The sequence below is a fragment of the Chitinibacter tainanensis DSM 15459 genome (assembly GCF_000429785.1).
GTDB lineage: Bacteria > Pseudomonadota > Gammaproteobacteria > Burkholderiales > Chitinibacteraceae > Chitinibacter > Chitinibacter tainanensis.
The window spans coordinates 44,991-70,769 of the sequence record NZ_KE386952.1; the positions used below are offsets into that span (position 1 = coordinate 44,991).

The following is a 25,779-nucleotide window of genomic DNA, read 5'->3' on the forward strand; positions in this document are numbered from 1 at the left end:
CTACCGCCATTCGTCGGACAACCCGCTTTCGAGCGGGTTTTTTATTGCTTGCAATTCAATAAATAGTCAATTAAATCAATCCACTAATAACAACAACCAACCCCATTTTCTGACCAAGCCAGCCCCAGCGGTGATGCAGATTACAAGCTGCCCTTCAGGACCATCATCGAATCCTGATATTTCTGCTAAATTCCTCCGGCATCATGACGAACGCATCGATTTAGCCGATGTGCGCAAATACAAAACAATAGCTCTGGAGGAGCATCTTATGCGTTTGACCGCTTTGGGTCTGATCGCTATCGCCATCAGCCCGGCCGCGCTGGCCGTGAGTGAATGGAATAGCAACACCATCTACGCCACCCCGGGCACTCAGGTAAGCTATCAGGGGCAGTTGTATCAAAATAATTGGTGGACCAAGGGAGAAATACCCGGGCAAACCGGGCCGTGGGGCGTCTGGAGCAAGGTTGGCAGCAATAGTCCAGCACCGACGGTAGCCCCTACATTTACAACCACCCCTAAACCCGTCACCACCGCCACTCCGACCCCAACAAGCAGCAGCATGCCAAATAGCATACAGCTTTGGGATGCCAATGCCATCTATGCGCAAGCTGGGCAGCTTGTGAGCTATCAGGGTCAGGTGTATCGCAATCAATGGTGGACCCGCGGCGACAATCCAGCCCAAAGCAGCGTATGGCGGCTGATCGGCGCGGCCGCAACCCCGAGCAGCACGCCGCTAGTAAGCGCAACCCCTCGCCCTACCCTCGCGCCAACGCCGGTAGCCACGCTAACTCCAAGTGCCAGCCCGAAACCAAGCCCAACGGCAACGCCAGTGGCAAGCGCCACACCTGCGCCGACTGCTGCACCAGTCCCTACCGTCAGCCCAAGCCCTGTTGCGAATAGCTGTGCCGCCACAGCAATAACCGCACTCACCCCAAGTGCCGGCGTGGCGCGGATCGGCTCGGTGTATTCCAGCACTTTATACGACCCAAGCAACGAAACCAGTGGCAACGATACCCATCGCCCACAAGTGATTAAGGTTCAGGTGAGTAATGCGGGCAAGCCTGTAGCGGGCTGCGCGGTGAGCTGGACCCCTGTAAACGGCAATGACAGCGGCTGGGTTTTCCCACTGGCAGAAAAAACCGATAGCAATGGCCAAATCAGTGCCTGGTGGACCGCCGGTAAAGCCAGTAGTCAACAGGTACGGGCCAGCATTACCCTGGCCGATGGCAGCCGCCGCGAGGCCGAAATCACGGGCCAGGCGTTTGCCCACAGCACCCGAGCCAACTCGATCCACCTCAACTGGTCTTCCCCGCTGTGGAACGGCTTTAAAGTGGATGTCACCCCGGTGAGCTGGGCGCCGACGACTTACTATTCGGCAATCAATTTCCCCGGTGGTTATACCGGCATTCAAACCTCCCAGTTGCTGTTTTCACTCTGGGATGTAAATGGCGTGAGCCCGGTGGTGATTGATAAAGGGATGGCCACCTGCTCGAATTTTGGTGGCGAAGGTACAGGCATCAAGTGTTATGCCCCCTACACCCCGCAAGCCAATGTCACTTATCGATTCGAGCTGGAAGTCGCAGCAACCAGCGATGGCAAAACCGATTACACGCTGTACTTCACCGATCTGAGCAATGGTCAGCGCAAGAAATTTGCCACCATGCGCTATCAGGCCAAAGTCTCACCGTACGGTGCTTCGGCCTTTGTGGAGGATTGGTACGAAGAAAAAGCCTCGTGCCTCGCCAACACCCGCCGCGCGGCATATTTCAGCAATGTGCAATATCGCAACCCCAGCACTGGCGCCTGGAGCGAGATTCGCAAAGCGACCGGCGATGCGGTTTACAACGAGTGGCACAACGAAATCTGCGCGAACTACAGCTTTAGCGCTGAGGGTGGCCGCTTCCTGATGGGGACTGGCGGCGAAGTCGTTGGCCAGCCGCTCAATCTGCCCAACGGCCCAAGCGTGATCAATCTATCGCTGGACTAATCATACGTATTGCCTTCCAAGCCATAATTTACAAAGCCTAGCAGGCAATACCCCGTACCGGTACTCAATATCTGGCATTGACCGAACAGGATACACCATGCAATTGCTACCTCAATACGGCCTCATCGCCGCCATTGCTCTCCACGTCGTGACTGCGAATGCAGCCAGCGAATGGAATAGCAGTACCACCTACGCCGAAGCAGGTCAGGTGGTAAGTTATCAGGGCCAACTCTACACCAACGGCTGGTGGACCAAAGGGGATAACCCGGCCACAAGCGGCACGTGGGGCGTCTGGCGCAAAGTCAACGCCGCAGCGGCAACTCCGGCAGCGACGCCCAATAGCACTTTTCCGCCCGCGGCCACCCCCACCACGACACAGCCCAGCGTAACAGCTGCCCCGAACGCGACCACCGCCCCCAGCACGGTTAAAGCCTGGGATGCCAACACTACCTACGCCAACAAAGGGCAGCTGGTGAGCTATCAGGGCCAGGTGTATCGCAATGAATGGTGGACCAAGGGCGATAATCCAGCGCAAGCGGGGGCTTATGGCGTCTGGCGCCTCGTTGGCTCAGCCCAGCCGACCAATGCGCCAAGCAGTACACCCGTCATCACACCCAACGCAACACCCATTGTAAAACCGACTGCAACACCGACGGTAGTACCCACGGTGAAGCCAACACTGGCACCAACAGCCACCCCGACTGCCGCGCCAACTGCAACCCCGAAACCAAGCCCAACGCCGGTCAGCGGTCTGATTCCGGCCCGCAGCCTCACGCTTGAGCAGCCGGGCGATATTGGCAGCCTACGTGCCGCGCAGCTGCGCAGCTTTAATCACACCCCGTTCCAATCGACCGGATACTGGGTGCAGCCTGGCGATGTTCTGGTGGTGAATTATGTCTACAGTGGCAGCGCGCCGAATAAACAACCGGAAATCTGGCTGCACAATATCGACGACGACACGTGGAATTACGACACCGCTCAGAAGATCAAACTGAATGTGGGTAGCAACACCATCGTGTCTAAAGTCAAAGCCGCAGTGTACGTGGCCGCTTTTAATACCCCGACCAATGGCGAGCTAAAGGTCGAGCTGATCTCGGGTGGGCGCGTGATGCCGCGCTTTGTTTTAGGCCAGCACAATGCCGAACAATGGCAGCAAATGCTGCTGCAATACGGCGATGCGCCGTATGCCGAGCTGGTCAGCCGCCGCATGATGCTCACCGCCAGCATGGGCAAAATCTTGCGTCATGTGGATGACCCCGTAGCCCTGATGACGCTGTGGGATGAGATCGTACGGCTGGAAGACGAGCAATACGGCATCAAACCCGGCCAAGCCTGGCCGCACAATCCAACGCCGCATCGCTTCCACTTTGTCGAGCTGGCCCCCTACGATGGCTGGATGTATTCATGGCAATACAGGATGGCCACCGCCAGCGATGATGGCGCGATTGGCACCGTGCTCAATAGCAAAAAGCTGAAAACCGATGGCTGGGGCCCATGGCATGAGCTGGGCCACCAATATCAGATGAGCACCTTCACTTGGGCCGACCAGACCGAAGTGACCGTAAATCTGTCTTCGGCCTATGTGCAGCGCGGCCTGGGCCAGCCATCGCGCTACGAAACCCAAGGCACCTGGACCAAAACCTTTGCGTACCTAAATCAAGCCACACGCGATTTTGCTACGCAGAGTGATCTGTTTGTACGCGCCACCATGTTCTGGCAGCTGGATCTGGCCTTTGGGCGTGATTTTTACGCCAAGCTGGGCACCAACTACCGCAATATGCCCGCAGCGCAACGCCCAAGCGGTGATGAAGCGGAGAAACAGACCTTTATCATCGAAACCAGCCGCGTCGCTGGCTACGACCTCACGCCGTTCTTTACCCAATGGGGCATTGCGGTCAGTGCCGACACACAAACCAAACTGCGCAGCATGGCCCTCAAAACCCTGACCGACCCGATCTGGCTGAATCGCGATAGCAAAGTGCTGTATCAGCCACGCTAAGTTACACCACCCTTGCCCAATGGCAACAGCCACCCTGCGGGGTGGCTGTTTTTTTATCGAAACCCCAAATACCCAACCCACGTATCAAGCCACAAGGCTTGATACATAAATCCTGCAAGCCAATACCCTATTGCGCAGGCTTATTCCCCAAGCGCTGGAGGCCGGTATTAAATTGCTGCAGCAAGGCCGCCCCACCCGGCGCGGCTTTGGGCACAATCAGATGCAGTGTTTGCACACTCATCACCTCACCCAGCGGAATAATATTGCCGGTAGCCGGCAGCTGCCCCAAGAGCTGCAAACCCTGCGCATGATCGGTCACCGTAAAATCGCTGTAGTTCAGGGCAATCAGCCGCATACAGGCGGCCATATCATTCGGGCGGTGATAATACAGCTCACCCCGTTTGATCAGCGCCTCAATCGCGGGTAGCACCGCCCAGCCCAATGGCTGGCAATAGCGTTTGCCCCGCAAAGTAGCCGGCTGGCTACCATTCAAGTTTTCACCCAGCCGGCCAAAGACAAAAAGCCGCAGCTCAAACAGAGGTTGCGAATACAAAAATTCGGCTTCGCGCTCGGGCGTGCGGATATAAGGGAAGGTGGCGGCAAACTCCCCTTGCAGCGTGGCTTTATAGCCATTGGCCCACGGGCGCCAAAATAATTCGCTATCCACCCCCGCAGCCGCAAATGCCCGTTGCACCCGCACCGTCGCCAGCCCACCATCAGGCAGCTTGCTATCGGTAAATGGCGGATAATCGCTGCCGGTTACCAGCTTCACCGGCTCGGCCCCCACCATGGCGCTGCACAACAGCAAAACCCCCAACCACTTCATGCTCACCCCCACGGCACTTTGCATGCTGCAAACTAGGCAGACCTAGCCCGCAGCACCGCCGCAAAGGGGATAACCGGTCATTTTGCGCTGACAGATGTAAGATTTGGCCGGCAAAATGCGCTTTATTTCACCATTCAAACACGATAATTTCTTCAAAAGTCAGATTTAAGTCGCGGGTATATCTAGCTAGGCATTTAATTATTTAGATCACAGGCAGTTACCCCCACCCAGTATTAATAACGCCCTAGCCTTACATCCACCGCACTGCGGCCACTTGCTTGCTGCGCCTGCACAAATCGGCGGCACGGCACTGGGCGGGCTTTGCTATAACGGGGTAAACCTGTCTTGAGCCCCGTAATCATGAGCGACCCCAAACGCCAACCCGACATTCACGTGATGCTGGTGGATGATTCAGCCGTGCAGCTGCAATACGCCGCCAGCCTGTGCGCCGAAATGCACTGGACAGTGCGCGAAACGGCAGATGACGGCATGAATGCGCTGCTTAAGCTCAAAAGCGGCCTACAGATTGATCTGATCTTGCTTGATCTGGAAATGCCCGGCATTAACGGCGTGGGGCTCTTGCAAGAGCTGGGGCGGGCGCAGATTGATATTCCGATTGTGATCTTAAGCTCGCGCGAGCCGGCGCTGCTGGAATCTGTGGCCAACATGGGCCGCCAAGCCGGGCTGAGTATCCTGACCGCCTTGCAAAAGCCGTTGCGGCTAGAGATGCTGCAAAATCTGCTGCTGCAACGCGCACCACGGCAAAACCTGGCCAGCAGCCAGTTTAGCGCGGCGGAAATTCAAGCCGGCATCAATGACAATCAATTCGTGATCCGCTACTGGCCGCGCTTCGATCCGGCACGGCAAACCGTGCGCGCGCTCTTGGCCCAGCTGGTGTGGCTACATCCCGTGCACGGCCCACTGCTGCAAAACCAGTACGCGCCGCAAGGCTGCCAGGAGCGGGCGTTTTTACAGCTTTATGATCATCACTTGAAAAACATTTGCACCCAGCTCAGCACCTGGGCGCAGCAAGGCTTGCCGTTTTCGGCCCGGCTGCAAATCCCGCTGGCGCTGCTCAGCAGCCCTTTGCAGGCGCGCACGCTGATCAATCGCCTGCAAGATTACGCCCTGGAGCCGGAAAGCCTGGGGCTGGATATCAATCTGCATGAGCTGGATGAAGAACACGCCGGCACCATGGCGGCGCTGAATCTGCTGCGCCTGCAAAATCTACCCGTCGGTATCCAGACCGCGCAGCTGCATTTGCAATGGGTCAAGCTCATTGGCCGATTGCCCGCCAATGAAATCAATCTCGCCGCCGCTGTACTCAACCAGCTCACGCAAGACCCATTGGCCAAAACCCTGCTCGAACACAATATCTTGCTCGCCCACAGCCTGGGGTTGCAGCTCAATCTCAGCGGGTTTAACGAGGCAAAATTCTGGCCGGTCACGCAGCAATTGGGCGTAGATGGGGTGGATGGCCCGCTGATCAATCCGGGGCTCAGCGCCGAAGAGCTGTTGCCTTGGCTGCGCCAGCAACAAGGCAAGCCCAACTTCACCCGCGTGATCCACTAGCGCCAGCGCGTAGATACCCCGCCCCGTATTACCCTTCAACCCAATAGCTGCAATACCTAGCGCGAGATACCCTCAAGCAAATCGCTCCCACGCTAGCCGTACCGTCGTGGCCTGAATCGCCACCGTATCGCTAATTGGCTGCGCATAGCCGCCCCCCATGGTGATCGCCACCGGCAGGGCAAAGCGCCGGCACGCATCCAGCACCAACTCATCGCGGGCGCGCAAGCCAGCCGGGGTGAGCGCCAGCTTGCCCAAGCGATCGCCCGCATAAGCATCGGCCCCCGCCAGATAGATCACCAGATCGGCTTGCGCTTGCGCGAGTAACACCGGCAAGGCGCCGGCCAGCTCGGCCAGATAGTGCGCATCGTCGCAACCATCTGCCAGCTCGATATCCCAATCGCTTTGCTGCTTGGCAAAGGGGAAATTATTCGCGCCATGCATGGAAAAGGTAAACAGGCTTGGCGTATCAGCCAGCATCTGCGCCGTGCCGTTGCCCTGATGCACATCCAGATCGATCACCAGCGCGCGCTGCACAGCACCCTCGGCCTGCAAGACTCGCAGCGCCACCGCGCTATCGTTAAACACACAAAACCCGCTGCCATGATCGGCAAAGGCATGGTGCGTGCCGCCTGCCAAACTCACGCCGCAGCCCTCGGCCAGCGCGGCCCGACAGGCCGCCAACGTAGCACCGGTGGAAGCGCGCGAGCGCAGCAGTAATTCGGCCGACCACGGCAGGCCGATCACTCTTTGCTCGGCCGCGCTTAGCGCCGCATTATGCAGCTTGGCCAGATACTCGGGCGTGTGCGCGGCCAAGAGCTCGGCATCGCTCGCCAGGGGGGTATCTTCGATCAGATCAGCCGCGAACTGGGCTACCGCCTGATACAGCATGGGGTATTTCTCCGCCGGAAAGCGATGCCCGGGCGGGAGCGGCAAGGGGTAGTGATCGGAACGATAGATTTTCATGCCGCTATTGTTTCACAGCCGGCGGCGCTCTGCAGCTGCCCGCCGGCCGGCGCAAGTCCGTGCTGGCTGGCAGCTTGGCGGCTGGCCTTGGCCAGCTAGCCCAGTTGCGCCGCGGTCAGCGGCAGCAAGCCATGGTGGGCGCGAGCTTTATGGCAATGCTCATCGCCCGGCTGCACTTCCCGGCAAGTGCTCGAGCGCAGCGGGTAAATCTGGCAGCCCACCGCTTGGCCCACGGTGCCGCTGAGTTGTTGGCAATGCGGCTGCGGCTGATTGGTGCCGCGCATGGCCACGTGAAAGGGGCTAATCGGCTCTACCAGATCAGCCGGCACGGTGCCACCGGGCACCTGATCGGTTTCCCCAAAATAAAATGACACCCGAAAAGTGGCACAACAGGCACCACATTGCTGACACACATCACTCATAAGCTGCCAAGCACCGCTAAACCAAGGCCGCGATTGTAAAAAAATCTCTGCGTGCCGTCAGTAGCCGCGATGCGACCACCAAGGCAAATGCAACGTGCCAGCGCGCCGCGCCTGCGCTATACCGGCGAAAGAGCGATGAAATCTGACCTTTCGTCGCCAGACTTTCACTTTGTTGTAGCAATCACACCCTTGCCGACAGCCCTGATTAACCAAACGATCAGCAATCGGTTATGGTGAGAGCTATTAGTCCTTGTTGGTAGGTAATTTGCCATGACAACCCTGAAAGCCAAGATCCGCTTGGTGCTGATTTTGCTGACCTCGCTAGCCGTGGTCACGTTCTGTATTTTCAGCTATTTCGAAACCCGCACCGTGGCCATCGAAGCCATTGATGGCAAGCTCAGCGCCGCCGCCAATGGCTACCGCTTTATCGTGCCGGAAACACTGCACAGCCAGCTCACGCCGCGTGATAGCGCCGATCTGAAACAGGTACGCGCCATTAGCGTGCAGCTCACCCGCTTTGCCGAATCGCTGGGTCTGCCTTATGTCTACAGCTTTGTCATGAAAGACGGCAAGCCGCATTACGTGCTCTCATCACTCTCCCCCGAAGAAGAGCGCGACCCCACTGCCGAGCAATACCTGAAAGTGTATGAAAACCCGAATACCGAATTGCTCACCGCACTGAATGAAGGCCGCCCCACCTGGGCCGAATACAGCAGCAGCTACGGTGAATTCCGCTCGATCTATCTGCCTTTCCGCACCGCCAATGGCACCACCATCGTGGCTGTAGCCGATGCTGATTTGGGCGTTGTTCACAAAACTCTGCGCACGCTACTGATTAAAGAAGCCGGCGCGGGCCTGATCCTGATCTTGATTGCGGCGGCGGTCTCGTTCTGGCTGGGTAATCTGGTTACCCGCCCACTGGAGCGCCTGCTGACCGCCATGCGCCAGCTCAATAGCGGCGAAGCCGATCTCACCGTGCGGCTGGATGATCGCCAGCAAGACGAAACCGGCCGCATCGCTGGCGCCTTTAATCAGTTTATTGGCGAGCTGCACAAACTGATCAGCACCGTGCAAACCGAAACCAATCGCCTGAATCAAGGCGTGCAGGATATTGAAAAAGTCGTTGATCAGCTGGCCCGCGAATCGCGCTCACAATCCGATCTGGTCTCAGAAACCGCCGCCACCATCGAGGAAGTCACCGTCAGCATTGCCCACATTGCCGATAGCACCAGCCAAGTGGAACGCTCGGTGAGCCATGCCGACGAAGGCGCCCGCAATAGCGCCCAAGCCATGAGCACCATGCGCCAGCGCACCGACTCGATGGAAACCACGCTGCACGCGCTGGCCGAATCGATTAGCCGGCTGGATCACGAATCCAAACAGATCAACAACATCACCAATGTGATTAAAGACATCGCCAACCAGACCAATCTGCTAGCGCTGAACGCCGCCATCGAAGCGGCCCGCGCCGGCGAGCAAGGCCGCGGCTTTGCCGTGGTAGCCGACGAAGTGCGCAGCCTGGCCGAGCGTACCGCGCAAGCCACCGTCGAAATCGAAAGCCTCTTGGGCACCATCTGCAGCGAAACCGCCCAAGCCGTCGAGCGCACCACCGCCACCGCCGCCGGCGCCGAAGCCGGCCGCCAGACTGTGGCCGATGTGGGCGACCGCATCGTGGCCATGCAGCAAGAAATGCAGGGCGTACTCACCCAGATCAACGAAATCTCGGCCGCCACCCGCGAGCAATCGCTGGCCACCGAGCAGATCGCCCAAGTCTCCGAGCGCATCAGCCAGCAGGTCAATACCACTGACCAAGCCCTGCAACAAACCCGGCACACGCTGGCCGGCATCAACCAGATGGCCGGCTCGCTGCATGGCGTGGTACGGCGCTTTAAGCTGTAAAGCCAGCCCCCTCGGAAAAAAACCGCCCAGTTGGGCGGTTTTTTATTTTGCACTGATGGTTTAATCCCGCACGAGAGTACCAGCTGATGCAGATGCTAAACCGGCGGTTTCGCCCGCCGGACGAGCAAGGGGCAGTCTTGCCTTGCCCCTTGCAACCCTAACGCGCCCGATCGCCGCGAAACCCCGCTTGAAAAAGCCACGGCGAGGCGCCGCAAAACTCGCTGCGCGCTAGCGTCGCGCAGCTCAGACAGGTTGCGGCTTAAAACCTCGCCGAGTCATTTTCAAACGGCGCGGCTCCACGGGCAATCCGCTCTAATGAGCGACAGGGGTATATCAATCAAAGCAAGAATGAAATTAGCCTTTAGAGCAACACATAGGCATGTATATACCGCAATCGTCGGTCTGCGGGCTTTCCCCTGTCATCAAGCCGAGCGAGGAACAAGCGGCAAGGGAATTCGGCGGGCTCTGTTTTGTTAAAGCCCGCCGCCTTGCCGATTGTCCGCAGCGAGGGCATTTTGCGTAGCAAAACTTGATGAGGGGCGGCCTTCTTTGGCTTACCTTTCTTGGCCGTTCAAGAAAGGTAAGTGCCGCGGCGCACAGCCGCCAATGCTCGTTGATTGAATGTGGCAGGCAAAGAAAAACCGCCAAACTTGGCGGTTATTTATCACGGTAAACGTTGAGCTGTGCAAGCTTAGCTCAACCTACAGCGCTCCGAAGAAAGTCCCTTTGGGGATAACCCGCCAATCAGCACAAGACGCGCCCCTCTACACAGTCTCTGGCTTCATTTGCCATAAGTACTTGAAAAATTAAAACTCAGCCCAACCATCCTTAATGTCGTTTTGTCTGCGCCATACAAAACGGCATATATGTCGGTGTCACCTCCAGAAATGGAGATGACATTTTGAAGAAACACCATTGGATTACCACTAATTTATTTTTTGTTGTAATCCGCTGTATCACATATTTGACAATTCTTTTGGAGATCTTCTCAGATACAGGACTTGATCCATTTACTCTGGTACGTGCTCTGCGCATGCTCACTACCGACCTAACTAAAGCATGGCAATACCTTCAAAAGAAAAGGAATAAAACAGAACAGAAACCTCAGAAAAAACACTAAAGAAAATTCTCTTATTTTATTAAATAACAGATTAAAGGCGGTTATGACACTGTTTTTATCAGCTCGTTAACCGACATATTAACCGGAGGGATACCCTCCTAACAATGTAATCAATGAATCACCCCCGGTAGATTACATACATAGAATGGCGCAAACGTAACTCATCATGTATGCAACCCTAGACTCACCGCCTACATCTTTACTTAGCCCTTTAATCCGCGCACTAGGCGAGATAGAGCGCCAATTAATAGAGGAAATGGAGCAATCTCAAAGCGTAGAAAATAACGCCGATGTAGTGGCTCCTGTTAACTTTGGGTTAAATACATTATTGTTTTTTGGTCACTGGATGGTCTTACCACAAAAACAAGATGAAGAAAAAAACGTTAAACTCCCGATTGGGTGTGGGACCATCCCTAATTGCACAGGCCCACCGAGAAGTAAAGCAAATGATATGCAATTTAAACAGTAAAGCGGCCAATTGGCCGTTTTACTGTTTCTGGGAGGGGAATTAACTCACTTTTTTCTTCAACAACTCCAACGCCATCCCTGGGTTGGCCTTGCCGCCTGAGCCTTTCATCACTTGGCCGACCAAGGCATTCAATGCCTTCTCCTTGCCGCTGCGATATTCCTCAATCGCTTTCGGATTGGCCGCGAGTACCGCATCGACAATCGCTTCAATCGCGCCGGTGTCGGTTTCTTGTTTCAGGCCGTCGCGCTCGATAATCACATCAGCTGCATCACCGCTTTCCCACATTTTTTTCAAAACGTCTTTGGCGGTTTTGTTGTTGATGGTGTTGTCCGAAATACGCTTGATCAAACCAGCCAAGGCGTCGCTTGAAACTGGGCAATCAGCAATGGTTTTCTCTTCGCGATTCAGCGTGGCGGAGATGTCGCCCATGATCCAGTTGGCGGCCAGTTTCGCATCGGCACCTGCGGCGACGGTGGCCTCGAAGAAGGCAGCCAGCTCTTTGCTGGCGGTCAGCGTGCGGGCGTCGTAGGCGGATAGGCCGTATTGCTCAGCGAAGCGCGCTTGCATCGCAACTGGCAGCTCTGGCAATTCGCGCTGTACGCGTTCTACCCATTCCTCAGAGATCACCAGTGGCGGCAAATCTGGATCTGGGAAGTAGCGGTAGTCGTGCGCGTCTTCTTTGCTGCGCATCATGCGCGTTTCGCCGCTGTCTGGGTCGAACAGAATCGTCGCTTGCTGGATTTTGCGGCCTGATTCGATTTCGTCGATCTGCCATTGCACTTCGTACTTGATGGCCTGCTCGATGAATTTGAACGAGTTCAGGTTTTTGATCTCGCGGCGCGTGCCGAACTCGGCTTGGCCTTCTGGGCGTACCGACACGTTCACGTCGCAGCGGAAGCTGCCTTCCTGCATATTACCGTCGCAAATGCCGATCCATGTCACCAAGCTATACAAGGCTTTGGCGTAGGCCACGGCTTCGGCGGCCGAGCGCATTTCTGGCTCGGATACGATTTCCAGCAGCGGCGTACCTGCGCGGTTCAAATCGATCCCAGATGCGCCGTGGAAGTCTTCGTGCACCGATTTACCGGCGTCTTCTTCCAGATGCGCGCGCGTCAGGTTGATGACTTTCTCGTACGGGTCGCCCTTGGCGGGTTGCACCTGAATCGTGATCGCGCCGCCTTCCACCACCGGCAGCTCAAACTGGCTGATCTGATAGCCTTTGGGCAAGTCAGGGTAGAAGTAGTTTTTGCGGGCAAAAATCGATTTGCGGTTCACTTTGGCGCCAATCGCCAAGCCAAACTGAATCGCGCGCTCAACCGCGCCACGGTTCATCACCGGCAGCGCGCCGGGCAAGGCGATATCAACCACCGCAGTTTGCGTGTTTGGCGCCGCGCCAAACGCGGTGCTGGCGGCGGAGAAAATTTTTGATTTAGTGGTGAGCTGGGTATGTACTTCCAGCCCAATAACGACTTCCCATTTCATCGTATACGTCCTTGTGCCGCTTACAGTTGCGGCGCTTTGGTATGCCAATCGGTCACTTGCTGATACTGATGCGCAATGCCCAGCATCTTGGCTTCGCTGAAGTAATTACCAATGATCTGCAAACCAATTGGCAGCCCATTGCTCGCCAGCCCCACTGGCACGCTCATGCCCGGCAGGCCGGCCAAGTTCACGCCCAGCGTGTAGATGTCTTCCAGATACACGGCGATTGGGTCGGCGTTTTTCTCGCCGATGTTCCATGCCGTGGTTGGCGTCACTGGCCCCATGATTACGTCGCATTGCTCAAACGCAGCTTGGAAATCATTGGCGATCAGGCGGCGGATTTTTTGTGCCTGCAAGTAATAGGCATCGTAATAGCCGTGGCTGAGTACATAGGCGCCGGTGAGAATCCGGCGTTTTACCTCGGCGCCAAAACCTTCGGCGCGAGTTTGCTCGTACATGTCGTCGAGGCTGCCGGTTTTCGCTGTGCGATGGCCGTAGCGCACGCCGTCAAAACGCGACAAGTTACTTGACGCTTCGGCTGGCGCAATCACGTAATACGACGGAATCGCGAGCTTGGTATTGGGCAGGCTGATGTCGACAATCGTCGCACCCAGCGCTTTGTATTGCTCAACCGCCGCATTGATCGCGGCAGCGATGTCGGCATTGAGTCCTTCGGCGAAATATTCGCGCGGCAGGCCGATCTTCAGGCCAGCCAGCGGGGTATTGAGCTCACGGGTGTAGTCTTCTTTGGCATGCTCAAGGCTGGTTGAGTCACGCTCATCAAAGCCCGCCATCACATTCAGCATCAGCGCGCAGTCTTCGGCGGTGTGCGCCATCGGGCCGCCTTGATCCAGCGAGCTGGCGAACGCGACCATACCGTAACGACTAACAATGCCGTAGGTCGGCTTAATACCGGTAATGCCGCAGAACGCCGCCGGTTGGCGAATCGAGCCACCGGTATCGGTGCCCGTGGCCACGGCACTAAAGCCCGCTGCCACGGCCGCAGCCGAGCCGCCGGATGAGCCACCCGGTACGGTTTGCGTGTTCCATGGGTTTTTCACCGGGCCATAAAAGCTGTTTTCATTGGCCGAGCCCATGGCAAATTCATCCATATTGGCGCGGGCAATCACCACCATGCCGGCGGCATCACAGTTTTCGGCCACTTGCGATGAATACGGGGCGATAAAGTTATCCAGCATTTTGCTGCCGCAGCTGGTTTTCCAGCCTTCATGGCAGAAGATGTCTTTATGAATCAGCGGCACACCCAGCAGCGGGCGGGTGTCGCCTGCGGCGCGGGCAGCGTCTGCAGCGGCAGCGCCGGCCAGCGCCTTATCGGCATCAATGGTGATCAGGGCATTGAGCGTGCCATTGTGGGCGGCAATGCGCGCCAGGCTCTCGGTAACCAGCGCCACCGAAGTCGTTTGTCCGCTGGCCAGCGCGTCGATCTGTTGTTTCAAAGTTTGCATGGCAATTGATGGCGGCACCGCCTAGGGCGATGCGGCCAGACTCCTTGGAATGAATTACTCGATGACTTTTGGCACCAGATACAGGCCGTTTTCCACGCTCGGGGCCACGGCCTGGAAGGCTTCGCGGCGATTGGCAGCGCGGGCTTCGTCGTCACGCAGGCGCAGCATCACGTCCTGGGCGTGGGCCATCGGCTCGATGCCGGTGGTGTCAATCGCGCGCATTTCTTCAATCAAAGTAAAGAGTTGATTCAGTTGGGCCTGGCTGGCTGCCACCTCATCGTCGCTGACCGCAATGCGGGCCAGCCGTGCAATGCGGCGTACATCGTCCTGTGACAAAGACATGGTCGTATTTACCCCGTAAAACCTTCAATAACGTCAACACAATAGGGTATCATATTGGGTTTGTTTCTCCCACCCGCGCCGCGGCGCGTCAAAACGGGGCAACAAAGCGGATTTGCTTGCGATGAAACCAATGCCGCAACGCCATATCCAAGCGCAGACATTCAGGGTATTGATCGGCAAAAGAGCGCCGGCCGGTGCCGCATTTACACCGATTCAGAGATGAGAGATTAGGAATGATTGGATTACTTTCCGGCTATTTCGCCAACGACATTGCCATTGACCTGGGCACGGCAAATACCCTGATCTATATGCAAGGCAAAGGCATTGTGCTGGACGAACCATCGGTCGTAGCCATTCAGCAAGAAGGCGGCCCATCAGGCAAGAAAACCATCCTCGCCGTGGGCGCGGAAGCCAAAAAAATGCTGGGCCGTACCCCAGGTAATATCACCGCCGTGCGCCCGATGAAAGACGGTGTAATCGCCGACTTCACCATCACCGAGCAAATGCTTAAGCAGTTCATCAAGAAAGTGAACCCAAGCCGGATGTTCTCTTCGCCTCCACGTATCGTGATTTGCGTACCTTGCGGCTCAACGCAAGTAGAACGCCGTGCGATTCGTGAATCGGCCCTCGGCGCTGGCGCACGCAAAGTCGAGCTAATCGAAGAGCCAATGGCGGCTGCGATTGGCGCTGGCTTACCAGTAGAAGAAGCCACCGGCTCGATGGTGGTAGATATCGGTGGTGGTACCACTGAGGTAGGCGTGATTTCCTTGGGCGGTATTGTGTACGCCAGCAGCGTGCGCGTGGGCGGTGATAAATTTGATGAATCGATCATCAACTATATCCGCCGTAACTACGGCATGCTGATCGGCGAAACCACCGCCGAAGAAATCAAAAAACGCATCGGCTCGGCCTTCCCAGGCGCGGAAGTGCGCGAGATGGAAGTAAAAGGTCGTAACCTCGCCGAGGGTATTCCACGCTCGTTCACGATTTCTTCGAATGAAATCTTGGAAGCGCTGACCGATCCGCTGAACCAGATCGTATCTGCCGTAAAACAGGCGCTGGAGCAAACCCCACCTGAGCTGGGCGCCGACATTGCCGAAAAAGGCATGGTGCTGACCGGTGGTGGCGCACTGCTGCGCGATCTGGATCGCCTGCTAATGGAAGAAACCGGCCTGCCGGTGATCGTGGCCGAAGATCCACTGACTTGCGTAGTTCGCGGCTCAGGCAAAGCGCTGGAGAAGCTGGACAAAGGCAACATCGGCATCTTCACCAACGATTAAGCACTGACATTAGGGTATACACTCAAAGGCCATACACTGTATGGCCTTTTGCCGTATACCCGGGGCAAACATGCAAGCCACTCAACCCACCTTTTTTAAGCAGGGCCCCAAACCGCTGACGCGCGTGCTGATTTTTTCCACGCTCTCGGTGGCTCTACTGGTTGGCGATGCTTATTACCAGATGCTTGCGCGCGTGCGCGAGCAGATTTCGGTTTTGCTTTACCCATTGCAATGGGTGGCCACCGCGCCGGTGAATGCGGCGCTGGAAGCCAGCAGCTTTTTGCAACGGCAAACCGAGCTGATCGCAGAAAACCGGCAATTGAATGATGAGCGCTTGCTGGCCCAAGGCCAAGCCATGCGGCTGAAAGCGCTGGAAGCCGAAAACGCCCATCTGCGCGCACTCAAGCAAGCCAGCGAGCATCAACCACGGCAAAGTCAGCTTTCCAAAATCCTCTACAACGGTCGCGACCCATTTGGCGCCAAACTGGTGGTAGATCTGGGCGAGCGCGCCGGGGTGAAGGAAGGCCAGATTGCGCTGGATGCCAGCGGCGTGGTCGGCCAGGTGGTGCGGGTGCAGCCGATGACCAGTGAAGTGCGGCTGATTTCCGATCGCGGCCATATGGTGCCGGTGATGGTTGAGCGCAATCAACTGCGAACGGTGGTATATGGCTCGGGCCGGCAAAATCTGCTGGAAGTGCGCAATATGCCCCCTAATGCCGACATCAAGGCCGGCGATGTGCTGATTACCTCAGGTATTGATGGCATTTACCCGCCCGGCTTGCCGGTGGCCGTGGTGAGCAAAGTGGAGCGCACCGCGGGCTCGGCGTTTGCCCGGATTCAGTGCAAACCACTGGCCGGGATTGATCAGCATCGCTTTTTACTGCTGATGAATCCCCCCGCCACCTTGCCGCCCTACCCTGAAACCAGCCCTACGCCCAAACCAAAGGGACACTAAGCCATGCCGATTAGTCGTCAGATGCTGCGCCCGGTGGGTGGCGGTTTTATTTTTATGTCGTTTATCTGCGCCATGCTGATTAATCTGCTGCCCTGGCAAGTAACTTCAGTCAATTTCGCGCCCGACTTTGTTGCCCTGCTGATTATCTACTGGACGCTGAATCAGCCACGCCGCTTTGGCATTGCCTGGGCGTTTACGCTGGGGCTGCTGATGGATGTGGCCGATGGCAATTTGCTGGGGCAACATGCACTGGCCTATTCGATTATCGCCTACCTGACGCTCTCGCGGCAGCGGCAAATCGCGGTGTTTCCATTCTGGCAGCAAGCGCTGATCACGCTGGCGTTGCTCTTGCTGGCCCAGTCGATCATGCTGCTGATTCACCTGCTGATGGGCGCACAATTTATCGGCTGGAGCTATTTTGCCGGTAGTTTGCTGGCGGCTTTTTTGTGGCCGCCGCTCTCGAATCTGATGATTATGTATCAGCGCAAGGACGTGCCGGACGAACTATGACGCACAGCCTGCTTAATGCTCACCCCCGGAGTCTGCCATGAGCCGGGTGGTGATGAATCATCATAATGAGCGCAACGCTTTCCAGGTGCGGCTGGCGGTAGCAATTTTATTTGTGCTGCTGATGTTTTGTGTGCTCACTGGCCGTTTTGTCTGGCTACAGGTCTTGCAGCATGAGCGCTATCTGACGCTGGCCGAGCAAAACCGGATTTCGCTGGTGCCGATTCCGCCCTCGCGCGGGATTATTCGCGACCGCAATGGCGTGGTACTGGCGCATAATTTCTCGGCCTACACGCTGGAAATTACTCCATCGAAAGTCGGCGACCTCGAGGACACCATCACCCGCCTCAAAGGCATTGTCGAGATCACGCCCAAAGATCGCCGCCGCTTTAAAAAGCTGCAAGAAGAAACCAAAGACTTTGAAACCCTGCCAATCCGCACCAAGCTCACCGATGAAGAAGTGGCGCGCTTTGCCGCGCAAAGCTATCGCTTTCCCGGGGTAGAAATCAAAGCGCGGCTGTTTCGCCAATATCCGATGGGCGAATCAGCAAGCCACCTGATTGGCTATATCGGCCGTATCAACGATCGCGACCTCAAGCAGCTGGATGAAGATGGGGTACTGCCCAATTACCGCGGCACCGATCACATCGGCAAGCTCGGGATCGAGCAAAGCTACGAAGCGCATCTGCACGGCCAAACCGGCTTTGAGCAGGTGGAAATCGATTCGGGTGGCCGCGCGGTACGCACTCTTAGCCGCACCCCACCGCAAACCGGCAAAGACCTGACCCTCGCCGTGGATATGAAACTGCAGCAGATGGTGGAGCAGCAATTTGCCGGCCGCCGCGGCTCGCTGGTGGCGATTGATCCGGCCACCGGTGGGATTTTGGCCATGGTGTCTCAGCCCGGCTTTGACCCCAATCTGTTTGTTGATGGTATCGACCCGCAAACCTGGACCGAACTTAATACCTCGCTGGATAAGCCCCTACTCAACCGCGCGATTCGCGGTGAATATCCGCCCGGCTCGACCTTCAAGCCCTTTATGGCAATTGCGGCGCTGGAGCTGAATCTGCCGCTGGTACACCAGACCATCAGCGACCCGGGTTATTTTGTATACGGCGGCCACCGCTTTAATGATTCGAAAAAAGGCGGCTATGGATCGATGAACTTTGACCGCTCGATTCCGTATTCGTCAGACACCTATTTCTATCAGCTGGCCGTACAGATGGGGATTGATAACATCGCCAAATCGATGGCGATGCTCGATTTCGGCGTGCCCACCGGCGCCGATCTGCCGGGCGAGCGGCCCGGGATTTTGCCAAGCCCCGAATGGAAGAAAAAACGCTTTAAAAAACCGGCCCAGCAAAAATGGTACTCGGGTGAAACCGTGTCGATCGGGATTGGCCAAGGCTACAACGCCTTCACCCCGATGCAGCTAGCACACGCCACCGCCACCATTGCTAATCGTGGCGTGGTATTTAAACCGCATGCGGTGTATTCGATGACCGACCCGGCCAGCGGTAAAACCACGCTGGTCGAGCCCAAACCGGTGAAAACCCTGCCGTGGAAACAGGAAAATATCGAGCGGGTAATTCGCGGCATGGAAGGCGTGATGACCGTCGGTACAGGTGCCGGGGTATTCCGCAACGCCCCCTACACCTCGGCGGGTAAAACCGGTACCGCGCAGGTTTTCAGCTTGAAGGGCGCCAAATACAACGCCAACGCGATTAAAGAGCGGCTGCGCGATCACTCGTGGTTTATCGCGTTTGCCCCAGTGGATAAGCCCAAAATCGCGCTGGCGGTCATCGTTGAAAATGGCGGCTTCGGTGCGCAAGCTGCTGCGCCGATTGCCCGTAAAGTGCTCGATTATTATCTGACCGGCAAGCTGCCAAGCGATCCAGCCGTCGCCGCGTCGGGCGTGGCCAGCAAAGCGGCCAGCGAAGTGGTCGAGCAGGAAGGAGTAGTACCTCGTGATTAGACATCTTTGGGAACGGATCAAGCGCCCGGTCGATCCTTGGCTATTCCTGTTTATCATGCTGCTGTTTGCGGTATCGAGCGTGGTGCTGTATTCCGCCTCAAATCGCGACCTTGAGCGGGTGATGGATAAAGTCACCTTTATGGGCGTCTCGCTGTTTGGCATGTGGTGTATTGCCAATATCAAGCCGCGCATTCTGATGCAGCTGGCACTGCCGGGCTATGCGCTGGGGGTATTGCTGCTGTTGGCGGTCGAGTTTTTCGGCATCACCAGTCATGGCGCTACCCGCTGGCTGAATATCGGTATCACCCGCATTCAGCCATCCGAGCTGATGCGACTGGCGCTGCCGCTGATGCTGGCCTGGTATTTCCATCATTTTGAATCGACGCTGAATTGGCGGCATTTTGTCGGGGCTGCGCTGATTATTTTGGTGCCATTTGCGCTGATTCTGAAGCAACCCGATCTGGGCACAGGCCTGTTGATTGCTTCATCGGGCTTTTATGTGCTGTTTTTTGCCGGCCTGTCGTGGTATTTCCTCGCCTTTATGAGCGTGGGCATCGGCATTTTTGCCTATATCGTGACGCACTGGAATCTCTGCGTGCAGGTGCTGCATGAATACCAGTGCCGCCGCATTGCCACCATGCTCGACCCGATGGCCGACCCACTGGGCGCCGGTTATCACATTATTCAGGGCACGATTGCGATTGGCTCGGGCGGGGCGTTTGGCAAGGGCTGGCTGGCCGGCACACAAACACATCTGGATTTCATCCCCGAGCGCACCACCGACTTTATCTTCGCCGTGTATGGCGAAGAATTCGGCCTGTTGGGCAACTGCGTTTTGCTGATTTTGTACTTGCTGGTGATTTTCCGCGGGCTGATGATCGCCAATAGCGCCAACACCCTGTTTGGCCGCCTGCTGGCCGGGGCGATTGCGATGAACTTCTTTACCTATGCCCTCGTCAATATGGGCATGGTCTCGGGGATGCTACCGGTGGTCGGTGTGCCTTTACCACTGATTTCGTATGGCGGTACCTCGATGGTTTCGATTCTGGCCACCTTTGGCTTGTTGATGAGCATCCAGCGCGACCGCTCGTTGATGAAAGGCTAAGCGCAAGGACACAGCATGCGACACAGCAGCAAGGGTATTATTCTGGGCTCTTTGATTTTGGCGGCCTGCAGCACCACACCCCCACCCAGTACTACCCCGAGCAAACCCGCGCCCACGCCCCAGCCCAGCACCGCCCCCACGGGCCCAACGCTCAGCAGCAGTCCATCGCCTTATCGCTGTGAATACAGCCCCAAAACCGGCAATGGCGCGTTTTACAAAGACGATGGTCCGATGAGCGATCTGCCAGCCAATCTGGATTACATCGCCGAACCCGCGCCCAAGTGGGAGCCGCTGCACAAATGGGCCAATCGCCCCTACACCGTACTCGGGCTGTCGTTTAGCCCACTAGCGGCGCCCGGGCAATTGCAGGAGCAAGGCATCGCCAGCTGGTATGGCCGCAAGTTTCATGGCCAGAAAACCAGCACCGGCGAAGTCTACGATATGTTCCAGATGACGGCGGCTCACCCGACGCTGCCGTTACCGAGCTACGCCCGGGTGACCAATGTGAAAAACGGCCGCAGCGTGATTGTGCGCGTGAATGATCGTGGTCCTTTTCATAAAGGCCGGGTGATGGATTTATCCTTCCTCGCCGCCTGCCGCCTTGGCTATGCCACGCAAGGCAGTGCTGAAGTTCGCGTTGAAAGCCTGCTGCCGGGCGATGCGCCAAGCACCGTGATTGCCGCGGCGCAAGTACCAGCGGCGACGCCGGCGCCAGCCAGCCCGAATCTGCCACGCCCGATTCCGGTGGCAGATGATCAGGGTGGGGGCGTGTATGTACAGTTAGGGGCGTTTAGCTCGCTGCAAAATGCCGATAACTTTAAAGCGCATCTGGCGCGCGAGCTGGATCGCGATACCGACAAACTGGTGATCCAGAGCGATGGCAAATTGCATCGGGTGAAATTGGGCCCTTATCGCAATCGCGACGCCGCGCTGGCGGCCATTGCGCAAATCACTGGCGATAAAAACCTGCAAGCCGTGGTCGCGCGCTAGTACGCCAGCGCATCCGATCTTGCGCAGATACCCGACCCCAGTATCATCATGGCAAGATTGATTTGATTAGAATCTAGCCATATACCCCTAGCGCAAACCCGGATGGTCGCGCTGGGGTTTATCCAGCCAGTAGCCCTGCACCTGATCAACGCCAAATTCCACCAGCATTTTGAAGATGGCTTCGTTCTCGACGAATTCGGCAATCGTCGTTTTGCCCAGATCGTGGGCAATGCTCACCATCCCGCGCACGAATACCTGGCTGTCGTGGTCATTTTGCAAATCGCGAATAAACAGCCCATCAATTTTCAGCACGTCGGCCTTCAATTGCTTCAGGTAGGCAAACGAGGCAAAACCTACCCCAAAATCATCCAGACACACCACACACCCCGTGGCGCGCAGTGCATCAATAAAGCGCTGGGCATCGGTCATATCCGACACCGCCGAGGTTTCGGTCAGCTCTACCAGCAAGCGCTTGGGCTGCACGCGATATTGTTTGAGTAGATTATCGATATACGCCGGCAGCTCAGGGTCATCAAACGAACGGCCCGAGACATTCACCGCAATGGATGGGCAGGACGGGAAATTGGCCAGCTGCTGGATCACTTTATGAATCACCCAGCGGTCCAGCTCCAGAATCTTGCCGCTTTTCTCAGCATGCGGGATGAAATGCCCCGGCATAATCACGCCGCCGGGCGAATCGGCATCTTTCATCCGCACCAGCGCTTCCAGATGCGCCAGTGATTTGTCATGGCAGTGATAAATACCCTGAAAATGCAGCTCGAAGCCATCGTGCTCCAGCGCATCCATAATCCGCTCTTTCCACGATAGCCGCGTCAGCTCATTGCGCGAATGATCGGCATCGGGGTGATACAGCCGCCACGTACCCTTGCCGGCGGCCTTGGCCTGATACATAGCCGAATCGGCATGCGCGACCAAGTCTTCGGCATTGTCGGCATGCAGCGGATACAGCGCCACCCCCACCGAAGTGCGCGGGCGAATCATGTGCGTGCCGGTATTAAACTGGATTTGCGCAATCGAGCTCACAATCCGCTCAGCCAGCTTGCTGACTTCAAATTCACCACTTTCCGGCAGCAAGACGGCAAATTCATCCCCGCCCAGCCGCGAGAGCACTTCATGCCGGCGCACCTGCTTGCTGATTTCGCGAGCAATGCTCTTCAGTAGTTCATCGCCCACCGCATGGCCGAAGCTATCGTTTACATGCTTGAATTCGTCCAGATCAAAGAAGATCAGCGCCATCGATTGCTGGCGGCGATCCGCTTCGGACACCATCCGCTCCAGCTCTTGCTGGAAGCGGTGGCGGTTATACAAGCCCGTGAGCGCATCACGCTCGGCTAGGTTGACCATATGCTCGGCCAGCGCGCGCTGCTGGGTGACGTCTTCGTAAACCCACATCCGCCCATTGGTTTCGCCTTTCGGGTCGAGTACGCGGTAGCAGTTTTGCACCACGATGCGGCCATCATTCATGGTGATCTCGCCAAAATCGACGCGATCTTCCATCAGCGACAGCTCTTCGAGATAAATCGACAAAATATCGCCCAGCGCCGGGCGATTATCGGCCTGTTGCAACACCTGCCCCACCGGCCGGTGACTGAGCAATTCGGCACTGGAAATGCCCCACAGCTCGCAGAAAGCTGGGTTAAAAAACACCACCCGGTTATCGTTATCGAGGAATAACACCCCAAAGCGCATCGCCGCCAGCAAGGCCATCATCCGCGCGCGTTCGCTCTCGGCGCGCTGCAGATAGCTTTGCCCCAGCGATTGAATTTGCCGCAGCTCGACCACCGCCTTGCGCAGGGCCAGACGGTCGTCTTTCATGTCGGAGTTATCGCGCAAACTGGCGCGTAGGCCCTGATATTGGCCTTGATTATCAAACAGCGGCAGCCAGCTGGCCGAAGCCCAGAACAGCGCGCCATCGCGACGCACGGCGCGGAATTCATAATCTTGCTGCATTGATTGCTCGAGCAGCGCCTGCCGCAGCGCCCCATCCAGCCGCGCCCGCTCTTCGGGCGTAGCCAGCGAGAGCGGAAAATCAGGCAGCAGATGACATTCATTCACCGAATAACCGGTCAGCCGCTCAACCGAAGCATTCACCCACACCAGCTTACCTTCGGGGTTGAGCCACAGCTCGGCACTATAGGTATGGTCGGCAATGGCGTGAAACTTGGCCTCGGATTGCGACAAGGCATACACGCGATCGCGAATCACCCGCGCCATTTCATTAAAACGGCGGGTAATTTGCGCAACTTCATCATTGCCTTGCGGCTCGGCCAGCGCCTCGAAATGCCCTTGGCTGGCGGTCTCGGCCGCGCTCAGAATGCGATACAAATGCCGGGTTAGCCACACGCCCAGCATGGTCATCAAAATCACCGTGGCCAGCAAGCCCACGGCCAGCCCGAGCGCGCTTTGCCAGATCAGCCGGCGGGCGGCATCGTGCATGATGACATTGGAAATCCCGAAGCGCAGTTCGGCCAGCGCCTCACCACCCTGCTCGATGCGGGTGGCAGCATGGGTAATTACGGTATCGCTTTGCGCACCGACCGAGCTGGTATTGGGTTTAGGTAAGGGCTGCGAGACATCCCAGCCCCGCGCGGCGATGATCTGCTGGCGACTATCCAGCAGCACCAGATAATCAATCCCTTCGGTCGAACGAATCCCATCGAGCAGATCGCTGGCTTTGGCCAGATCGCCGCTGGCCATCGGGGCGGTAAAGGCGGCACTGAGTAGCCGCGATAATTCCTGCACGCGCACTTCACTGACCTGGTGCACCATCTCGGTCCAGATGCGGGAAGTATTGAGCAGCAGCACCAGCAATAATGCGGCTTGCACCAGAATACTGGCGGCAATCAGCCGGCTGCGCAGCGAAGAAAAAAACGGGCGGACAAGCATAGTCTTGAGCTTACTATCAGTTCGCCGCTGCGCACTAGAAAAGCCGTTGATCGGCGTAAAAAACGCTGCAGTTCTGCGGGTTTTCACCCGCAAGGGCAGCAGGACAGCCGGGCTTAGCGGCTCAGCAGTTTCACAAATACTTTCGAGCGGCGCTGGTAGTTATACAGCTGCTTTTTCTCGATCGGCAAATCATCCACCGCGGCCTGCTTAAAGCCGCGCTCGACAAACCAGTGGCTGGTGCGCGTAGTGAGGGCAAAGAGTTTTTCCATGCCCATGCCGCGCGCCTGCTGCTCCACGTGGCGCAAAAGATCAGCGCCGCGGTCTTCATCGCGATAATCCGGGTGAATTACCAAGCAGGCGAGCTCGGCCATTTTGCTTTCCAGAAACGGATGAATCGCCACAATGCCGATGATCTTGCCATCGTGCTCCAGCACCGAATAGCGATGGACTTCGCGCTCGAGCAATTCGCGCCCGCGCTTGACCAGTACACCCTGATCTTCCAGTGGCTCGATCAGCGCCAGCATCCCGCCGATGTCATCGATGGTGGCGTGGCGCAGGGTCTCGAGCGAGGCGCGCGAAATCATGGTGCCGATCCCATCGTGGGTAAACAGCTCCATCAACAGGCTGCCATCCACATGGTGCGTGATCAGATGCGCCCGCTTCACGCCATAGCGCACTGCGCGAATCGCACAGGGCAGATACAGCCGCACGTCTTCATTAACCTCGGGATGATCCTGCAAAAACTGCTCGGCCTCGATGGCGGTCAGCTCGGTTTGCAGCTCGCCCTCGTCATTCACCACGCCTTGTTGGCCAAACATAAACAGCAGTTTGTCGGCTTTGAGCGCAATGGCGGTGCTGGTGGCGACATCTTCCAGTGTTAAGTTAAAAATCTCGCCGGTTGGCGAATAGCCGATGGTTGATAGCAGCACCATTTCGCCATCATCCAGCCGGTAATTGATGGCCGTGGTATCGACCTTGCGCACCTCACCGGTGTACTGCAGATCAATGCCATCGCGCACGCCCATCGGCTGGGCGGTCACAAAATTGCCGGCCGAAACACGAATATCGGCATTGGCCATCGGCGAATTGGCCAAACCCATCGACAGCCAGGATTCGATCTCCACCCGCACATGGCCGGCAGCCTGAATCACGCATTCCAGCGCCTGGCTGTCGGTCACCCGCACGCCGTGATGATATTGCGGCGCCAGACCACGCTCGGCCATGCGCGCCTCAATTTGCGGCCGGGCGCCATGCACCACAATCAGCCGCACCCCCAGACTGGTTAGCAGGTTAATGTCGTGCGTCAGCGTGGCAAATTTGCCATCGCGCACCACCTCGCCGCCCAGGGCCAGCACAAAGGTCCGCCCGCGAAAAGCGTGGATATAAGGTGCGGCCTGCCGAAACCACTGTACGAAATCTTGCATTGATCTAGCCTTTTGCCCCCTGGGGCAAGCAAACACTGGCCAATCGGGGTATATCGCCCCGATCAAATATTATTAATACCTAGCTGGCA

Annotated in this window: 19 protein-coding genes; 11 read left to right on the forward strand and 8 right to left on the reverse strand. The window is 57.1% G+C overall.

Annotation, left to right across the window (positions count from 1 at the left end; translation table 11 throughout):
• Window positions 1–268: 268 nt before the first annotated feature.
• Both G482_RS20350 and G482_RS19710 read left to right on the forward strand, forming a co-directional pair.
• A complete protein-coding gene (locus tag G482_RS20350) occupies window positions 269–1,987 on the forward strand; it encodes a DUF3472 domain-containing protein (RefSeq protein ID WP_051259002.1) in 1,719 nt (572 codons plus the stop codon).
• Between the two features lie 97 nt (window positions 1,988–2,084).
• Window positions 2,085–3,986 carry a M60 family metallopeptidase gene (locus tag G482_RS19710; protein WP_051259003.1) on the forward strand — a complete coding sequence of 634 codons (1,902 nt, stop codon included), beginning with the start codon at window positions 2,085–2,087 and terminating at the stop codon, window positions 3,984–3,986.
• A gap of 127 nt (window positions 3,987–4,113) precedes the next feature.
• On the opposite strand, the gene G482_RS18585 is transcribed toward G482_RS19710, so the two are convergent.
• A complete protein-coding gene (locus G482_RS18585) occupies window positions 4,114–4,836 on the reverse strand; it encodes a substrate-binding periplasmic protein (RefSeq protein WP_051259004.1) in 723 nt (240 codons plus the stop codon).
• 336 nt (window positions 4,837–5,172) lie between these two features.
• Here G482_RS18585 and G482_RS0112550 point away from each other — a divergent pair, with 336 nt between their 5' ends.
• Window positions 5,173–6,384, forward strand: a complete 1,212-nt coding sequence (locus tag G482_RS0112550) for an EAL domain-containing protein (RefSeq protein ID WP_028450316.1) — start codon at window positions 5,173–5,175, stop codon at window positions 6,382–6,384.
• Between the two features lie 72 nt (window positions 6,385–6,456).
• Here the strand turns inward: G482_RS0112550 and G482_RS0112555 are convergent, their stop codons facing one another.
• Together G482_RS0112555 and G482_RS0112560 are read right to left on the reverse strand one after the other, a co-directional pair.
• Window positions 6,457–7,347 carry a histone deacetylase family protein gene (locus tag G482_RS0112555; RefSeq protein WP_028450317.1) on the reverse strand — a complete coding sequence of 297 codons (891 nt, stop codon included), beginning with the start codon at window positions 7,345–7,347 and terminating at the stop codon, window positions 6,457–6,459.
• Between the two features lie 95 nt (window positions 7,348–7,442).
• A complete protein-coding gene (locus G482_RS0112560) occupies window positions 7,443–7,769 on the reverse strand; it encodes a YkgJ family cysteine cluster protein (protein WP_028450318.1) in 327 nt (108 codons plus the stop codon).
• A 270-nt stretch (window positions 7,770–8,039) separates the two neighbouring features.
• Here G482_RS0112560 and G482_RS19715 point away from each other — a divergent pair, with 270 nt between their 5' ends.
• Window positions 8,040–9,668: a methyl-accepting chemotaxis protein gene (locus tag G482_RS19715; protein ID WP_051259005.1), complete on the forward strand. Its 1,629-nt coding sequence runs from the start codon at window positions 8,040–8,042 to the stop codon at window positions 9,666–9,668.
• A gap of 1,286 nt (window positions 9,669–10,954) precedes the next feature.
• Window positions 10,955–11,257, forward strand: coding sequence for a hypothetical protein (locus G482_RS20355; protein WP_156905404.1), 303 nt, complete (start codon window positions 10,955–10,957; stop codon window positions 11,255–11,257).
• Between the two features lie 39 nt (window positions 11,258–11,296).
• Here G482_RS20355 and gatB read toward each other — a convergent pair whose 3' ends face one another.
• The 3 genes from gatB to gatC are packed head-to-tail and all read right to left on the reverse strand — an operon-like array spanning window position 11,297 to window position 14,547.
• Entirely contained in the window at window positions 11,297–12,739 is a 1,443-nt protein-coding gene (gene gatB, locus G482_RS0112570) for an Asp-tRNA(Asn)/Glu-tRNA(Gln) amidotransferase subunit GatB (RefSeq protein WP_028450319.1), read from the reverse strand.
• A gap of 20 nt (window positions 12,740–12,759) precedes the next feature.
• A complete protein-coding gene (gene gatA / locus G482_RS0112575; RefSeq protein WP_156905415.1) occupies window positions 12,760–14,211 on the reverse strand; it encodes an Asp-tRNA(Asn)/Glu-tRNA(Gln) amidotransferase subunit GatA in 1,452 nt (483 codons plus the stop codon).
• Between the two features lie 48 nt (window positions 14,212–14,259).
• Window positions 14,260–14,547, reverse strand: a complete 288-nt coding sequence (gene gatC, locus G482_RS0112580) for an Asp-tRNA(Asn)/Glu-tRNA(Gln) amidotransferase subunit GatC (RefSeq protein ID WP_028450321.1) — start codon at window positions 14,545–14,547, stop codon at window positions 14,260–14,262.
• Between the two features lie 233 nt (window positions 14,548–14,780).
• On the opposite strand from gatC, the gene G482_RS0112585 reads away from it, so the two are divergent.
• The 6 genes from G482_RS0112585 to G482_RS18600 all read left to right on the forward strand — a co-directional run bounded on the left by G482_RS0112585 (window position 14,781) and on the right by G482_RS18600 (window position 21,359).
• A complete protein-coding gene (locus G482_RS0112585) occupies window positions 14,781–15,827 on the forward strand; it encodes a rod shape-determining protein (protein ID WP_028450322.1) in 1,047 nt (348 codons plus the stop codon).
• 70 nt (window positions 15,828–15,897) lie between these two features.
• Window positions 15,898–16,782: a rod shape-determining protein MreC gene (gene mreC / locus G482_RS0112590; RefSeq protein WP_028450323.1), complete on the forward strand. Its 885-nt coding sequence runs from the start codon at window positions 15,898–15,900 to the stop codon at window positions 16,780–16,782.
• 3 nt (window positions 16,783–16,785) lie between these two features.
• The gene (mreD, locus tag G482_RS0112595) at window positions 16,786–17,292 is read left to right on the forward strand and encodes a rod shape-determining protein MreD (protein WP_028450324.1); all 507 of its coding nucleotides are present in this window, start codon (window positions 16,786–16,788) and stop codon (window positions 17,290–17,292) included.
• A 37-nt stretch (window positions 17,293–17,329) separates the two neighbouring features.
• Complete coding sequence (gene mrdA, locus G482_RS18595) at window positions 17,330–19,264, forward strand: penicillin-binding protein 2 (protein WP_051259007.1); 1,935 nt, start codon at window positions 17,330–17,332, stop codon at window positions 19,262–19,264.
• Window positions 19,257–20,369, forward strand: coding sequence for a rod shape-determining protein RodA (rodA, locus tag G482_RS0112605; protein WP_028450325.1), 1,113 nt, complete (start codon window positions 19,257–19,259; stop codon window positions 20,367–20,369). The genes mrdA and rodA overlap by 8 nt, the downstream gene beginning before the upstream one ends.
• A gap of 15 nt (window positions 20,370–20,384) precedes the next feature.
• Window positions 20,385–21,359, forward strand: coding sequence for a septal ring lytic transglycosylase RlpA family protein (locus G482_RS18600; RefSeq protein ID WP_034619722.1), 975 nt, complete (start codon window positions 20,385–20,387; stop codon window positions 21,357–21,359).
• 87 nt (window positions 21,360–21,446) lie between these two features.
• Here G482_RS18600 and G482_RS0112615 read toward each other — a convergent pair whose 3' ends face one another.
• Together G482_RS0112615 and argA are read right to left on the reverse strand one after the other, a co-directional pair.
• Window positions 21,447–24,266, reverse strand: coding sequence for a bifunctional diguanylate cyclase/phosphodiesterase (locus tag G482_RS0112615; RefSeq protein ID WP_034619723.1), 2,820 nt, complete (start codon window positions 24,264–24,266; stop codon window positions 21,447–21,449).
• Between the two features lie 113 nt (window positions 24,267–24,379).
• Window positions 24,380–25,690: an amino-acid N-acetyltransferase gene (gene argA, locus G482_RS0112620; RefSeq protein WP_028450327.1), complete on the reverse strand. Its 1,311-nt coding sequence runs from the start codon at window positions 25,688–25,690 to the stop codon at window positions 24,380–24,382.
• Window positions 25,691–25,779: the final 89 nt, after the last annotated feature.

Coding starts and splice junctions, on each gene's coding strand:
- gatC (WP_028450321.1), bottom strand. CDS start 14,547: ATGTCTTTGTCACAGGACGATGTACGCCGCATTGCACGGCTGGCCCGC.
- G482_RS0112555 (WP_028450317.1), bottom strand. CDS start 7,347: ATGAAAATCTATCGTTCCGATCACTACCCCTTGCCGCTCCCGCCCGGG.
- G482_RS18600 (WP_034619722.1), top strand. CDS start 20,385: ATGCGACACAGCAGCAAGGGTATTATTCTGGGCTCTTTGATTTTGGCG.
- mrdA (WP_051259007.1), top strand. CDS start 17,330: ATGAGCCGGGTGGTGATGAATCATCATAATGAGCGCAACGCTTTCCAG.
- gatB (WP_028450319.1), bottom strand. CDS start 12,739: ATGAAATGGGAAGTCGTTATTGGGCTGGAAGTACATACCCAGCTCACC.
- G482_RS20350 (WP_051259002.1), top strand. CDS start 269: ATGCGTTTGACCGCTTTGGGTCTGATCGCTATCGCCATCAGCCCGGCC.
- G482_RS0112585 (WP_028450322.1), top strand. CDS start 14,781: ATGATTGGATTACTTTCCGGCTATTTCGCCAACGACATTGCCATTGAC.
- G482_RS19715 (WP_051259005.1), top strand. CDS start 8,040: ATGACAACCCTGAAAGCCAAGATCCGCTTGGTGCTGATTTTGCTGACC.
- G482_RS19710 (WP_051259003.1), top strand. CDS start 2,085: ATGCAATTGCTACCTCAATACGGCCTCATCGCCGCCATTGCTCTCCAC.
- G482_RS20355 (WP_156905404.1), top strand. CDS start 10,955: ATGTATGCAACCCTAGACTCACCGCCTACATCTTTACTTAGCCCTTTA.
- mreD (WP_028450324.1), top strand. CDS start 16,786: ATGCCGATTAGTCGTCAGATGCTGCGCCCGGTGGGTGGCGGTTTTATT.
- G482_RS0112550 (WP_028450316.1), top strand. CDS start 5,173: ATGAGCGACCCCAAACGCCAACCCGACATTCACGTGATGCTGGTGGAT.
- G482_RS0112615 (WP_034619723.1), bottom strand. CDS start 24,266: ATGCTTGTCCGCCCGTTTTTTTCTTCGCTGCGCAGCCGGCTGATTGCC.
- G482_RS18585 (WP_051259004.1), bottom strand. CDS start 4,836: ATGCAAAGTGCCGTGGGGGTGAGCATGAAGTGGTTGGGGGTTTTGCTG.
- mreC (WP_028450323.1), top strand. CDS start 15,898: ATGCAAGCCACTCAACCCACCTTTTTTAAGCAGGGCCCCAAACCGCTG.
- G482_RS0112560 (WP_028450318.1), bottom strand. CDS start 7,769: ATGAGTGATGTGTGTCAGCAATGTGGTGCCTGTTGTGCCACTTTTCGG.
- argA (WP_028450327.1), bottom strand. CDS start 25,690: ATGCAAGATTTCGTACAGTGGTTTCGGCAGGCCGCACCTTATATCCAC.